The sequence below is a fragment of the Kineococcus auxinigenes genome, assembly GCF_050871525.1.
Classification (GTDB): domain Bacteria; phylum Actinomycetota; class Actinomycetes; order Actinomycetales; family Kineococcaceae; genus Kineococcus.
Genome location: NZ_JBKBCT010000012.1, coordinates 19660 through 32462 on the forward strand (window position 1 = coordinate 19660; position 12803 = coordinate 32462).

The following is a 12803-nucleotide window of genomic DNA, read 5'->3' on the forward strand; positions in this document are numbered from 1 at the left end:
TTGGAAACCCTGTTCGAGGAGTCGAGGAGAGACGTGCCGAAGAACGACACCGCCCGATGCGGCGGAACCGCCCCCGCTGCGCTGCGCCGGTTGCTGGGCGTGCTGCTGGGCAGGTCCCTGCGCCCCGGTGGGGACCGGGGCGACGTGCCCGGCTGGGTGCTGGTCACCGTGATGACGGCGGGGATGGTGGTGGGGTTGTGGGCCGTGGCCGGGCCGCGGTTGCAGCAGCTGTTCACGCAGTCGATGGACGCCGTCCTCGGGCAGTTGTGAGCTCGGGGGTTCGTGAGCGGGGAGCGCCCGGGAACGGGGTGCCGGCCCGCGACGAGGGATCCGCCCTCGCGGAGTTCGCCGCGACCGCGGGGGTCCTGGCGCTGCTGTTCGCCGCGGTGCTGCAGCTCGCCGTGGTGCAGCACGTGCGGGCCACGGCGGTGGACTGCGCGGGGGAGGGCGCCCGGTACGGGGCCCTGGCGGGCAGTTCTCCGGAACTGGGTGCGCAGCGCGCCCGGGAACTGCTCACCGCGTCGCTGTCGGCGCGCTACGCCGCGGACGTCAGCGCGGCAGTCGTGCCCACGCGGGCCGGGGCGGGTGCTGCGCCGGTGGTGGAGGTGCGGGTGCGCGCGCCGCTGCCGGTGCTGGGCCTGCTCGGGCCGGCGCGGGTGCTGGACGTGCGCGGCCACGCCGCGGTGGAGGGGGCGTGAGCGCCCGGGACGAGGGCAGCGCCGCGGTGGAGTTCCTGGCGGTGGGGGTGCTGCTGCTGGTGCCGCTGGCCTACCTGGTGCTGACGCTGGGCCGGGTGCAGGCGGCGACGTTCGCCGCGGAGGCGGGTGCCCGGGAGGCGTCGCGGGTGCTGGCGACGACGAGCGGGGACGCGCGGGCCGCGGCGCGCGCGGAGGCGGCCGTCGCGCTGGCGCTGGCGGACCAGGGTTTCGCCGCGGGGCCCGGTTCGGTGGTGCTGGAGTGCGCGCAGCGCCCGTGCCGCAGCCCGCGGGCGCGGGTGGCGGCCACGGTGCGCGTGGAGGTGGCGCTGCCGCTGGTGCCGGGGTTCGTGCGCGGCGCCGTGCCGGCAGTCGTCCCGGTGCAGGTGCGCCGGGTGGCGCTCGCCGACCGGTTCGCGCCGTCGTGACCGGCCCGGTGCGCGAGCGCGCGACGGGCCGGGGCGGCGACGGCTGCGGCTGTGCCGACGAGGGGCGCATCGCGCTGCTGTCGCTGGGGTTCGCGCTGGTGGCGGCGGTGCTGGTGCTCGTCGTGGTGTCGGCCTCGGCGGTGCACCTGCAGCGCAAGCGGTTGTACGCGCTGGCCGACGCCGCTGCGGCGGCCGCGGCCGGTGCGCTGGACGAGGGGGCGTACTTCACCACCGGTCTGGACGCCGGTGCGGTGCCGCTGTCGGACGCGTCGGTGCGCGCCGGTGCGCAGGAGTACGTCCTGGGTGCCGGCGCGGTGGAGGTGGCGGGGCTGCGGGTGGCGGCGGGCACGGGCAGCCCGGACGGGCGCACCGCGGTGGTGGTGCTGACCGCCGTGGTGGTGCCGCCGTTCGCCGGCCTGGTGCCGGAGCGGTTCGCGGGCGGGGTGCAGCTGCGGGCGTCGAGCCGGGCGACGGCGCGGCTGGAGGGGTTCGGGACCGGCGCCGGCTGAACCCTTGCGCTCCGGGGCGGAGCACGACAGAGTGGTTTGCAAAGCAAAGTGATCTGTCGATCCGGGAGGCCGTGGTGGACGAGGACCAGCGGTTCGACGCCGCGGAGCAGCTGGCGCTCATCGAGCGCCAGCAGGAGGCCGTGGTCCGGGCCGTGGGGGTCGACCCCCGGCTGGTGTACGGCGCCTGGGGCGTGGCCTGGCTGGTCGGCCTGGGCCTGGCCGCCCTGGCCCACGGCGACGACCCCGTCCTGCGGGTGCCCCCGGCCCTGCCGGCGGTCGTCCTGGGCGTGCTGCTCACCGCCGCCGGGGTCCTCACCGCCGCGCACAGCGTCCGTGCGAGCCGGGGCATCTCCGGGCCCAGCACCGTCGCCGGCGTCCTGTACGGCTGGGCGTGGCTGCTCAGCTTCGTGGCGCTGTCCGCGGTCAACAGCGCCGTGCTGCGCGCCTCCGGCGACCCGGCCCTGGCCGACGTGCTGTGGCCGGCGACCTCGGGCCTGCTCGTCGGCGTGATGCACCTGTTCGGCGCCGCCGTGTGGCGCGAGCCGCTGCAGTTCGGCGTCGGCGCGTGGCTGCTGCTGACCACCTCCGTCGGCGCGTTCCTCGGCCTGCCCGCCCTGCTGTGGGTGATGGCGCTGGGCGGGGGTGGGGGCTTCCTCGCCGTCGCCGCCTGGTTCGCGCTGCGCCGGCGGGCGCGGTGAACCCGCGCGCGCAGGCCTCCGGTGCCGCCGTGGAGCTGGACCCCGTCATCCACGCCGCCGCCCGCTTGAAGGTCGTCGCCTCCCTGGCGTCCCTGCCCGAGGGGGACCGCATCAGCTTCCCGCGCCTGCAGGAACTGCTGGAGATGACCGCCGGGAACCTGTCCACCCACCTGCGCAAGCTCGAGGACGCCCGCTACGTGGAGGTGACCAAGTCCCACCAGGGGCGCACCCCCGCCACCCACCTGCGCCTGACCCCCACCGGCCGCGCCGCCTTCGACGCCTACCGGGCGGCGCTGCGCGCCCTGCTCGGCTGAGCGCCCGGCCCCTCGCTGCCCCCCCGCTCGCCCCGCACCCACCAGGAGGAACCCCGTGAGCGCACCCCCCGCGGCCGACGCCGGCCGTCACCCCGCGGTCGAGGTCGACCGCGTCACCCGCACCTTCGGCGACGTCGTCGCCCTCGACGACGTCAGCCTCACCGTGCAGCCCGGCGAGGCCGTGGGGGTGCTGGGCCCCAACGGCGCCGGCAAGTCCACGCTGCTGTCCCTGCTGGCCGGGCTGCGCCGCCCCACCAGCGGCACCGTCCGCCTCGCCGGCGGCGACCCCCGCCAGTCGGCGACCCGCTCCCGCCTCGGCGTCACCCCGCAGGCCACCGGCCTGCCGCAGACCCTCAAGGTCGGCGAGGTCGTCGACTTCGTCGCCGGCCACCACCGCGACCCGCTGCCCCGCGAGGAGGTGCTGGAGCGCTTCGAGCTGTCCGACTTGCGCGGCCGCCAGTGCGGGGGCCTGTCCGGCGGCCAGCAGCGCCGCCTCGCCGTGGCGCTCGCCTTCGTCGGCCGCCCCGACGTCGTGCTCCTGGACGAGCCGACGACCGGTCTGGACGTGCCGGCGCGCCACGCCCTGTGGAGCGCGGTGCGCGGCTTCGTCGCCGAGGGCGGCACGCTGCTGCTGACCAGCCACTACCTGGAGGAGGTGGAGGCGCTGGCCCAGCGCGTCGTGGTCGTCGACCACGGCCGGGTGCTGGCCGAGGGCACGGTGGCCGAGGTGCGCGGGCGCACCGCGCTGCGCCGGGTGCGCTTCGACGCCCCGGTGGGGGCCGTGCCGCCGCAGCTCACCGCCGGGGCCCAGGTCGTCGCCGACGGCTCCGGCGGGCAGTGCTGGGAGCTGCTCGTGCCCGACGCCGACGCGTTCGTGCGCGCCCTGGTCACCGCCGGCGTCGCCTTCCAGGACCTGGAGGTGGCGGCGGCCTCGCTGGAGGAGGCGTTCCTCGCTCTCACCGGCGAGCGGGCCGCGGGGGTGGCCGCGTGAGCGCCCCCGCCTCCACCCGGCCGGCCGGTGCTCTCCGGCTGACGTGGCTGCACACCCGCTACCAGGTCACCGAGACGCTGCGGGTGCCCGTGGTCGTCGTCAGCACCGCCGTCTTCCCCGCGCTGATCCTCGCCGTGTTCGTCGTCCCGCAGGCCGCGTCGATGAGCCCGCTGGGCGCCACCGCGGCCGTCGCGCAGCTGGCGGTGTTCTCCGCGATGAGCGTGTCGCTGTTCACCCACGGCGCCGGGATCGCCGAGGACCGCGCGCTGCCGTGGGACACGCACCTGCGCACCCTGCCGGTCGGTGCCGGCCCCCGCTTCACCGCCCGGGTGCTCATGGGTGCCTTCTTCACCGTGCTGGGCCTGGTGCCGCTGCTGGTGCTGGCCGCGCTGGTCACCGACGCCACCACCACCCCGGCGCGGTTCGCCGCCGGCCTGGGCGGGCTGCTGCTGGCGGGCCTGCCGCTGCTGGCCATGGGCCTGGCCGTCGGCTACTCGGTGCCCGCCAAGGCCGCGCTGGCGCTGGCGCAGGTGCTGCTGCTGCCGCTGGCCTTCGCGGGCGGGCTGTTCCTGCCGCCGGAGGCCATGCCGGACTGGCTGGCGGGGATCTCCACCTGGACGCCGACCCGCGCCGGGCGCGACCTCGTCGTCGGAGCGGTCACCGGCACGGACGTGCCGTCCACGGCGCTGCCGGTGGTGCTCGGCTGGACCGTCCTGCTGGGCGCCCTCGCCGTGTGGGCGATCCGGCGCGACCAGGGCCGCCGCTTCCGCTGATCAGCGGCAGGTCGCCGGCCGGGCGCGCTTGCGGGAGTAGAGGTCCGCGTCGGCGCGGGCGATCCAGTCGGCCACCGCCTCCCCGGGGGCGTGCTCGGCCACCCCGGCGCTCCAGCGCCCCCGCGGGCAGGCGCTGCGCAGCGCCGCGAGGACCCCGGGGACCTCCGCGGCGCGGGTGCGCGGCATCAGCAGGGCGAACTCGTCGCCCCCCAGGCGGCCGAGCAGGTCCCCGGGGCGCAGCGCACCGGTCCAGGCGCGGGTGAGCTCGGTCAGGAGCCGGTCGCCGGCCGCGTGGCCGTCGCGGTCGTTGACCGCCTTGAAGCCGTCGAGGTCCAGGACGGCCAGGCACACCGGCCCCGCCTCGCGGGTGCGGGGTGCCACGGCCACCTCGGCCTCGGCGAGCCAGGCGGCCCGGGTCAGCGCGCCGGTGAGCAGGTCCTCGTCGGCCCGCGCGCGCAGGCGCAGCACCAGGCCGTTGACGGTCCAGGCGACCGCGGCGATGGTGCCGCCCATGAAGCCCCACGTCTGGGCGGGCGAGGGCGCCCCGCCGCCCCACAGCGCGGCGGCGAAGCCGGCCAGGACCAGGGCCAGGTGGGCGCGCACCGCCCGGCGGGAGTGGAAGGCGGCGGTGAACAGGGCGATCCACACGTAGCTGCACGCGGTGACGACCCGCCCGGCCGGGGTGGTGGAGGCCAGCACGCTGGCGGAGACGACGCAGGTGGCCAGGAGCAGCACGGCGTGCGGCAGCGCCCGCGGCAGCCGGGCGGCGCGGGCGTGCAGGAGCGCGCCGAGCGCCAGGCCCACCCCGCCCGCGGCCGCGGCCACCGCCGTGGGCGCGGTGGGGCTGAAGGGGACGGCGGCGGTGGCCAGCGACAGCGCCCCGGCGCCCAGGACCGCGCGGGCCAGCGTGCGGCCCTCCGCCAGCGGTGCCCGGCGACGGGTGCGGACGACACGTGCCACCGCCACCGCCCCCGTCCCCGTGCCGGGTCCCCGCGGGACCCGCTCCTGCAGGGATCGGCGCCGACGGGGCGTTCCTCCAGGTGCAGCGCGGGGGATCACCCGGGAGGACCAGCGTGCGCGGCGGGGCCCGCGGCCGCGGGGCGCCCGGGACCCCGCTGCGCGCGTAAGCTCGTGCGCCGTGGCCACCGACTTCCCCGCCGAGATCTCCGCCCTCCGCCAGACGTACGCGTCGATCCGGGAGGTGTCGGACCTCGACGCGCTGCGGCGGGAGCTGGCCGAGCTGAACGAGCAGGCCGCCGCCCCCGACCTGTGGGACGACGTCGAGCACGCCCAGGGCGTGACCAGCCGGCTGTCGGCGGTGCAGGCTGAGCTGGAGCGCATCGAGCGGATGGGCTCGCGCATCGACGACCTCGAGGTGCTCGTGGAGCTGGCGGAGTCCGAGGACGACGCCGACTCGCGCGAGGAGACCGAGCGCGAGCTCACCTCGATCAAGAAGCAGCTGGAGGAGCTGGAGATCCGCACCCTGCTGTCCGGCGAGTACGACGGGCGCGAGGCGCTGGTGACGATCCGCTCCGAGGCCGGTGGTGTGGACGCCGCCGACTTCGCGGAGATGCTCATGCGCATGTACCTGCGCTGGGCGGAGCGCAAGGGCTACAGGAGCGAGGTCTACGACACCTCCTACGCCGAGGAGGCGGGCATCAAGTCCGCCACGTTCAAGGTGGCCGCCCCCTACGCCTACGGCACGCTGAGCGTGGAGCAGGGCACCCACCGCCTGGTGCGCATCTCCCCGTTCGACAACCAGGGCCGGCGCCAGACGTCCTTCGCGGGCGTGGAGGTGCTGCCGGTGGTGGCCGAGACCGACCACATCGAGGTCCCCGAGAACGACGTGCGCGTGGACGTCTACCGCTCCTCCGGCCCGGGCGGGCAGTCGGTCAACACCACCGACTCCGCGGTGCGCCTGACGCACCTGCCCACCGGCATCGTGGTGACCTGCCAGAACGAGAAGTCGCAGCTGCAGAACAAGGCCGCGGCGATGCGCGTGCTGCAGGCCAAGCTGCTGGAGAAGGCGCGCAAGGACCGCCAGGCCGAGCTGGACGCCCTCAAGGGCGACGACTCCGGCTCGTGGGGCAACCAGATGCGCTCCTACGTGCTGCACCCGTACCAGATGGTCAAGGACCTGCGCACCAACCACGAGGTCGGCAACACCTCGTCCGTCTTCGACGGGGAGATCGACGCGTTCCTGGAGTCCGGCATCCGCTGGCGCCGCCAGGGCGAGCGCTCCGCCGAGGGCTGAGCGCGGGGCGCGACCCACCCGGACGGGTGCCGACGCTCACCGCCGGTGACCGCCCGTAGAGTGGGCGACGGCCGGAGCACCCCCGCACGTCCCGTCCCCGAGACCGGCCGCCCCACGAGTGATCACCTTCGAGCACGTCAGCAAGGTCTACGGCGAGGGGCACCGCCCCGCGCTCGCCGAGGTGACCCTGCAGATCGACAAGGGCGACTTCGTCTTCCTCGTCGGCCCGTCCGGGTCGGGCAAGTCGACCTTCCTGCGGCTGGTGCTGAAGGAGGAGAAGGCGTCCTCCGGGACCGTCCAGGTCGCCGGGCGCGACGTGGGCCGGCTGCGCAGCTGGAAGGTGCCGGCGCTGCGCCGCCAGATCGGGGTGGTCTTCCAGGACTTCCGGCTGCTGACCGACAAGTCCGTCTTCGAGAACGTCGCCTTCGCGCTGCAGGTCCTGGGCAGGCCGCGGCACGTCATCGCGCAGTCGGTGCCGGAGACGCTGGCGCTGGTGGGGCTGCAGGGCAAGGAGAAGAGGCGTCCGCACGAGCTGTCCGGCGGTGAGCAGCAGCGGGTGGCGATCGCCCGCGCGTTCGTCAACCGGCCCGCGCTGCTGCTGGCCGACGAGCCCACCGGCAACCTCGACCCGGAGACCAGCGTGGGCATCATGAAGCTGCTGGACCGCATCAACCGCACGGGGACCACCATCGTCATGGCCACGCACGACGACGACATCGTCGACCAGATGCGCAAGCGGGTCGTGGAGCTGCGTGACGGCCGCGTCGTGCGCGACGAGGACCGCGGCGTGTACGGGTCGGCCCGCTGATGCGCCTCGGGTTCGTCCTGCGGGAGATGGGCGCCGGGCTGCGGCGCAACCTGTCGATGACCGTCTCGGTCGTGCTGGTGACGATGGTCTCGCTGTTCTTCCTGGGCCTGGGGCTGCTGGTGCAGCAGCAGGTCTCGATCCTCAAGGGCGACTGGTACGACCGCGTGCAGGTCTCCGTCTTCCTGTGCGGGGAGGTCAGCACCGCCGAGGCCTGCCCCGCCGGCCCGATCACCACCGAGCAGCGCGACGCCCTGCGCGAGCAGCTGCAGGCCTCGCCCCTGGTGGCCCAGGTGTTCTACGAGTCCCAGCAGGAGGCGTACGAGAGCTTCCTGGAGATGTACGACGAGACCTTCGCGGAGAACGTCACCCCCGACCAGCTGCCGGAGTCGTTCCGGGTGCGCCTGACCGAGCCGGACCGCTACGAGGAGGTCCGGGCGCAGTTCGCCGGGCAGCCCGGGGTGGAGGACATCCCCGACCAGCGGGCGGTCCTGGACCCGCTGTTCGCCGCGATGGACGGCGCCACCCGCGTGGCGATCGGCCTGGCGGCGCTGATGCTGCTGTGCTCGGTGCTGCTGGTGTCCACGACGATCCGCCTGACGGCGTTCAGCCGCCGCCGCGAGACGAGCATCATGCGGCTGGTGGGCGCCTCCCGGGCGCTGATCCAGCTGCCGTTCGTGCTGGAGGGCGTGGTGGCCAGCTTCGTGGGGGCCGTCCTGGCCTCGGGCGCGCTGTACGCGCTGGTGGAGTTCGGTGTCGGGCGGCTGCAGGAACGGCCGGACTTCACCACCCGCCTGGTCGAGAGCGCGGACGTGCTGTGGCCGACCGCGCCGGTGCTGCTGGGCGTCGGGCTGGTCTTCTCCGTGATCGCCTCCCTGCTGAGCCTGCGCCGCTGGCTGCGGGTCTGACCGTGCACGACGGCGGCGGGTGTCCCGCCGTGTGCGCCCTGCGAGAACGGCCGTGCGCACCGGTGCCCGGCGCGCCTAGACTCGACGGTTCCAGACCACACGGGGGAGGGCCGACGTGCCGCGCGAGACCGGGCGCAAGGTGATCGCCAGCAACCGCAAGGCGCGCCACGACTACCACATCGAGGACACCTACGAGGCGGGCCTGTCCCTGATGGGCACCGAGGTGAAGGCCCTGCGCATGGGCCGCGCCTCCCTCGTGGACGGCTTCGCCCAGATCGACCGGGGGGAGATGTGGCTGGAGCACGTCCACATCCCCGAGTACGTGCAGGGCACCTGGACCAACCACGCGCCCCGCCGGCGCCGCAAGCTGCTGCTGCACCGCGCCGAGATCGACAAGTGGGCCGGCAAGGTCCGCGAGTCCGGCCTGACGATCGTGCCGCTGTCGCTGTACTTCTCCGACGGGCGGGTGAAGGTCGAGATCGGCCTGGCCAAGGGCAAGAAGAACTACGACAAGCGCCACGCGCTGCGCGAGCGCCAGGACCGGCGCGAGGCCGAGCGCGCCATGTCGCTGCGGCGCAACCGCGAGTGATCCGGCGGTAGTGGTCCAGGCCCTCGTCCGCCGCCTCGGGAATGCGCGCGCCGGGGCGGCCGTTGGGACGTATGCTGGTCACCGGTCGCCACGACGGGGCCGGCAGCACCACAACTCAACAAGGGGATGACAGGTTTCGACGTCGGTCGTCGAGCCAGGGGAAGCGGGTCGAGGATGCACGGTCATCTCGTCAACGCTCCGTGCAAACCAATAGGTGCCGATTCCAAGCGCACCGAGTTCGCCCTCGCCGCCTGAGCGAGTGCGACTCTGTCAGCCCGGGTGAGCTCCCGCCCCGGGTCCTGGCATCGACTAGGGGGCTCACCTCTCACCGAGGTCGCGTAGGTGAGAGGGACATTCAACGCGGCTGGGCCCGGCGATGACATGCCTGTGTGAGCATCGGGGCCGAGCAGACCGCTGAACAGGCTGCACCCGGAGAAGCCCTGGTACCACGCTGACGGACGCGGGTTCGATTCCCGCCATCTCCACACCCTGTCGAAGGGCCGCTCCCCGCTCGGGGAGCGGCCCTTCGTCGTGCCCGGGCGCCGTGGGCCCGCCCCGGCCCCTCCGCCTCCGGTCGCTCACCCCGCGGTCGTACGCGGCCCCGCGCGGTTCCGCCTGCGCTCCGACGCGGTGGGCCGTGCCCGCGCGGCAGCCTCGGGGGCATGGACATCCTCACCGCTCGCGGTCTCGTCATGGCCTACGGCGACGGCCCGGGGGCGACGCGCGCGCTCGACGGCGTCGACGTCTCGCTGCGTCCCGGCGAGTCCGTCGCCGTCACGGGCCCGTCGGGGTCCGGCAAGACCACGCTGCTGCACTGCCTGGCGGGCATCGTGCGGCCCACGGCCGGCTCGGTGCAGCTGGAGGGAGCGGACCTGGCGGCGATGGGTGACGCGCGCCGCACGGTGCTGCGCCGCAGCGCGTTCGGGTTCGTGTTCCAGTCCGGGCAGCTGCTGGCGGAGCTGCCCGCGCAGGAGAACGCGGCGCTGCCGCTGATGCTGGCGGGCGTGGACCGGCGCACCGCCACCGCGCGCGCCCGGGACGTGCTGGCCGCCCTGGGGCTGGCGGGGCTGCAGGACCGGCGGCCGGGGCAGCTGTCCGGTGGCCAGGCGCAGCGGGTGGCGATCGCCCGCGCCCTGGTGGGCTCGCCGAAGGTGGTGTTCGCCGACGAGCCGACCGGCGCGCTGGACCAGGGCACCGGCGAGGAGGTCCTGGGCACGCTGACGGGCGCGGTGCGGGCGGCGGGCGCGGCGCTCGTCGTCGTCACCCACGACCCGGCGGTGGCCCGCTGGTGCGGGCGGACCCTGGCGATGCGCGACGGCCGCGTGGTGCGCGAGTTCCGCGCGCCCGCCGAGGTGCCCGCCGGGGCGGGGGTGTCCTCGTGAGGGGGGCGCTGGGCGTGTGGCTGCGGCTGCTGCGCCACCGCGACTCCGGCGGGCACCTGCCGCCGGTGCTGGCCGTGCTCGCCTTCGCCGCGGCGACGTGGGCGGTGCTGACCGTGGCCGGCGGGGTGCAGGCGTTCACGGCGCGCTCGCACCTGGCGGCACCGGGGTCGGACGCGGAGCTGTACCCGCTGCTGGCGGCGGTGTCGGTGGCGCTGCTGGTGGTGCCGACCGCCGCGCTGGGCGGGGCGGCGGCCCGCCTGACGGTGGCCCGCCGCGACGAGCGGCTGTCCCGGCTGCGGCTCGCGGGGGCCACGAGCGCGCAGACCGGTGCGCTGGCGCTGCTGGACTCCGCGGCGCAGGCCGTGGCGGGGGCGCTGGCCGGCGTCGTGCTGAACCTGCTGGCGACCCCGCTGGTGGCGCGGCTGCGCTTCCAGGGGCGCGCCTTCGAGGCGTCGGAGCTGCGGCTGGGCCCGGGTCCGGTGGCGGCCACGGTCGGCGCGGTGCTCGCCGTGGCGCTGGTCTCCTGCGCGGTGAGCCTGCGGCGGGTCAGCCTCACGCCGCTGGGCGTGGCGCAGCGGGAGCCCGCCCGGGCGCTCAGCTGGGTGCGGCTGCTGCCGGTCCTGGTCGTCGGTCTGGTGTTCACGGCCGCCTTCCACGTGCTCGGCGAGCTGACGGCGAGCTACGGCACGGCTACCGCGGTCGTGGTGCTGGCGGTGCTGCTCGGCGGCACCTTCGCCCTGTACAACCTCGCCGGCCCCCTGCTGCTGTCGCTGCTGGGCCGGCTGCTGGCCGCGCGGGCGCGCAGCGTGCCGACCCTGCTGGCCGCCCGGCGCATCGCCGAGGACCCGCGCGGCGCCTGGCGCGGCGTCGGCGGCATCGCCCTGGTGACGTTCGTGGCGGGCTGCCTGAGCGTCGTGCCCGGCACGACGGCCACCGGCGGCGACGTCGAGGGCGACGTGCTGCTCACCGACGTCGGCACCGGGGCCCTGGTCACCCTGGTGATCGCCGCGGTGCTGGCGGCGGTGTCCACGGGCGTGGCGCAGGCGTGCCGGGTGCTGGACGGCGCCCCGCAGCTGCGGGCGCTGCACCTGGCCGGCACGGACGTCGCGGTGCTGCACGCGGCGCGCTCGCGGGAGACGTGGCTGCCGCTGCTGGTGACCACCGGTGGAGCCGCGCTCACGGCGCTGCTGGTCGTCTCCCCGCTGCTGGCGGTGCTGCGCGGCGCGCCGGTGGGGGTGCTGCTGTTCGTGGCGTGCGCGGTCGGCGGGGCGGGGCTGGTGCTGCTGGCGGCGCGCGCCAGCCGGCCCCTGGTGGTGCGCGCCGCCGACCTGGGCCGACCCCTGCGGTGACACCGGGTCGCGTCACCGGCACGCGACCCTGCGCGCACGTCACGGCCTGCTCCGTGCCTCTGTGAACACGCTGCGTCGCAAGCGTTGCGCCGTGCCGGGGGTCTTGCCCTGATCGGTTCGGCCCGCCGCGCAGGCGGTGCCTACGGTCGCCCTCCAGACGGTCCAGCAGCGGCCGCCGACGGAGGGGGCGCAGTGCAGGACGTGGACTACCGCAGGCTGGTGGAGGACTCCCCGCTGGCCACCCTCCTCGTGCGCGACGGGACTATCCTGTGGGCCAACCCGGCCGCGCGCCGGATCGTGGGGGCCGAGGCGGCCGGGCCCGGTCCCGCGGGGTCGACGCTGGACTCCCTGGTGCACCCCGACGACCGTGGAGGGCTGGCGGACGCGCTGCGGGCCGCCCTGGCCGCCGGCCCGGGGCGCGACGCCCCGCCGCCCGAGTGGCGCTTCCTGCGTCCCGACGGCACCGCGGCGACCGTGGAGGTCGTGGCCTCGGCGGTGCGCTTCGAGGGCGCGCCGGCGATCGCCCTGGCGTGCTGGGACGTCTCCCAGCACGTCGAGCGCCACCGCGACCTCGTGCACCGCGCCACCCACGACCGGCTGACCGGCCTGCCCAACCGCTCCCTGTTCGAGGACCGCTGGTCCCAGGCGCGCTCGCGCGCCCGGCGCACCGGGCGCGCCCCGGTGGTCGCCTTCTGCGACGTGGACGACCTCAAGCGGATCAACGACGAGCACGGGCACCTGGCCGGCGACGAGGTGCTGGTGGCCGTCGCGCAGCGGCTGACCGCGGTGGCCCGAGCGGAGGACACCGTCGCCCGCTACGGCGGCGACGAGTTCGTGGTCCTGGTCGAGGGGCCGGCCCTCGTCGAGCCCGCCGCCCTGCGCGAGCGGTTCCGCAGCGCCGTCTCCGGCGTGGAGGTCCCGCTGCCGGGCGGTTCGGGCAGCGTCACGCTCACGTGCAGCATCGGCCTGGTCGACGACGACGTGGACGCCCCGATCGCCGAGGTGCTGGCCCGCGCCGACGCGCAGATGTACCGCGAGAAGCGGTCCCGCCGCTCCTGAGGGCCCGCTCCTCGCGGTGCACCCGCGCTGCACCCGCGCGCCGGCCCGC

At 75.9% G+C, this 12803-nt stretch carries 16 protein-coding genes and 1 other RNA gene; 16 read left to right on the forward strand and 1 reads right to left on the reverse strand.

Annotation, left to right across the window (positions count from 1 at the left end; all coding sequences use genetic code 11):
• Positions 1-33 precede the first annotated feature (33 nt).
• The 8 genes from ACRYR9_RS05925 (at position 34) to ACRYR9_RS05960 (ending at position 4408) form a co-directional block, all read left to right on the forward strand.
• A complete protein-coding gene (locus tag ACRYR9_RS05925; RefSeq protein WP_432493584.1) occupies positions 34-270 on the forward strand; it encodes a hypothetical protein in 237 nt (78 codons plus the stop codon).
• A 38-nt stretch (positions 271-308) separates the two neighbouring features.
• Positions 309-698 (forward strand): TadE/TadG family type IV pilus assembly protein, encoded by a 390-nt coding sequence (locus ACRYR9_RS05930; protein ID WP_432493586.1) that lies wholly within the window; start codon positions 309-311, stop codon positions 696-698.
• Complete coding sequence (locus tag ACRYR9_RS05935; RefSeq protein ID WP_432493588.1) at positions 695-1123, forward strand: pilus assembly protein; 429 nt, start codon at positions 695-697, stop codon at positions 1121-1123. The genes ACRYR9_RS05930 and ACRYR9_RS05935 overlap by 4 nt, the downstream gene beginning before the upstream one ends.
• Complete coding sequence (locus ACRYR9_RS05940; protein ID WP_432493590.1) at positions 1120-1632, forward strand: hypothetical protein; 513 nt, start codon at positions 1120-1122, stop codon at positions 1630-1632. Before ACRYR9_RS05935 ends, ACRYR9_RS05940 begins: the two co-directional genes overlap by 4 nt.
• Positions 1633-1706: 74 nt before the next feature.
• The gene (locus ACRYR9_RS05945; RefSeq protein WP_432493592.1) at positions 1707-2330 is read left to right on the forward strand and encodes an ABC transporter permease; all 624 of its coding nucleotides are present in this window, start codon (positions 1707-1709) and stop codon (positions 2328-2330) included.
• Positions 2327-2644, forward strand: coding sequence for a winged helix-turn-helix domain-containing protein (locus tag ACRYR9_RS05950; protein WP_432493594.1), 318 nt, complete (start codon positions 2327-2329; stop codon positions 2642-2644). Before ACRYR9_RS05945 ends, ACRYR9_RS05950 begins: the two co-directional genes overlap by 4 nt.
• A 55-nt stretch (positions 2645-2699) precedes the next feature.
• A complete protein-coding gene (locus ACRYR9_RS05955; RefSeq protein WP_432493596.1) occupies positions 2700-3635 on the forward strand; it encodes an ABC transporter ATP-binding protein in 936 nt (311 codons plus the stop codon).
• The gene (locus tag ACRYR9_RS05960) at positions 3632-4408 is read left to right on the forward strand and encodes an ABC transporter permease (RefSeq protein ID WP_432493598.1); all 777 of its coding nucleotides are present in this window, start codon (positions 3632-3634) and stop codon (positions 4406-4408) included. The genes ACRYR9_RS05955 and ACRYR9_RS05960 overlap by 4 nt, the downstream gene beginning before the upstream one ends.
• Here the strand turns inward: ACRYR9_RS05960 and ACRYR9_RS05965 are convergent, their stop codons facing one another.
• Complete coding sequence (locus ACRYR9_RS05965) at positions 4409-5368, reverse strand: GGDEF domain-containing protein (protein ID WP_432493600.1); 960 nt, start codon at positions 5366-5368, stop codon at positions 4409-4411.
• Positions 5369-5546: 178 nt separating this feature from the next.
• On the opposite strand from ACRYR9_RS05965, the gene prfB reads away from it, so the two are divergent.
• From prfB to ACRYR9_RS06005, 8 genes are all read left to right on the forward strand, one after another.
• Complete coding sequence (prfB, locus tag ACRYR9_RS05970) at positions 5547-6662, forward strand: peptide chain release factor 2 (RefSeq protein WP_432493602.1); 1116 nt, start codon at positions 5547-5549, stop codon at positions 6660-6662.
• A gap of 118 nt (positions 6663-6780) precedes the next feature.
• A complete protein-coding gene (gene ftsE, locus ACRYR9_RS05975) occupies positions 6781-7470 on the forward strand; it encodes a cell division ATP-binding protein FtsE (RefSeq protein WP_432493604.1) in 690 nt (229 codons plus the stop codon).
• Positions 7470-8375, forward strand: coding sequence for a permease-like cell division protein FtsX (ftsX, locus tag ACRYR9_RS05980; RefSeq protein ID WP_432493608.1), 906 nt, complete (start codon positions 7470-7472; stop codon positions 8373-8375). Before ftsE ends, ftsX begins: the two co-directional genes overlap by 1 nt.
• Positions 8376-8490: 115 nt before the next feature.
• Entirely contained in the window at positions 8491-8964 is a 474-nt protein-coding gene (gene smpB / locus ACRYR9_RS05985) for an SsrA-binding protein SmpB (protein ID WP_432493610.1), read from the forward strand.
• Positions 8965-9086: 122 nt separating this feature from the next.
• Positions 9087-9452, forward strand: a transfer-messenger RNA (tmRNA) gene (ssrA, locus tag ACRYR9_RS05990).
• 174 nt (positions 9453-9626) lie between these two features.
• Positions 9627-10346, forward strand: coding sequence for an ABC transporter ATP-binding protein (locus tag ACRYR9_RS05995; RefSeq protein WP_432493612.1), 720 nt, complete (start codon positions 9627-9629; stop codon positions 10344-10346).
• The gene (locus tag ACRYR9_RS06000; protein ID WP_432493614.1) at positions 10343-11695 is read left to right on the forward strand and encodes an FtsX-like permease family protein; all 1353 of its coding nucleotides are present in this window, start codon (positions 10343-10345) and stop codon (positions 11693-11695) included. Before ACRYR9_RS05995 ends, ACRYR9_RS06000 begins: the two co-directional genes overlap by 4 nt.
• 192 nt (positions 11696-11887) lie before the next feature.
• Positions 11888-12754, forward strand: a complete 867-nt coding sequence (locus tag ACRYR9_RS06005; protein WP_432493616.1) for a GGDEF domain-containing protein — start codon at positions 11888-11890, stop codon at positions 12752-12754.
• The last annotated feature ends 49 nt before the right edge of the window (positions 12755-12803 follow it).

Bases quoted from the DNA above. Each gene is read 5' to 3' on its own strand.
- ftsX (WP_432493608.1), top strand. From the start codon at position 7,470: ATGCGCCTCGGGTTCGTCCTGCGGGAGATGGGCGCCGGGCTGCGGCGC.
- ACRYR9_RS05995 (WP_432493612.1), top strand. From the start codon at position 9,627: ATGGACATCCTCACCGCTCGCGGTCTCGTCATGGCCTACGGCGACGGC.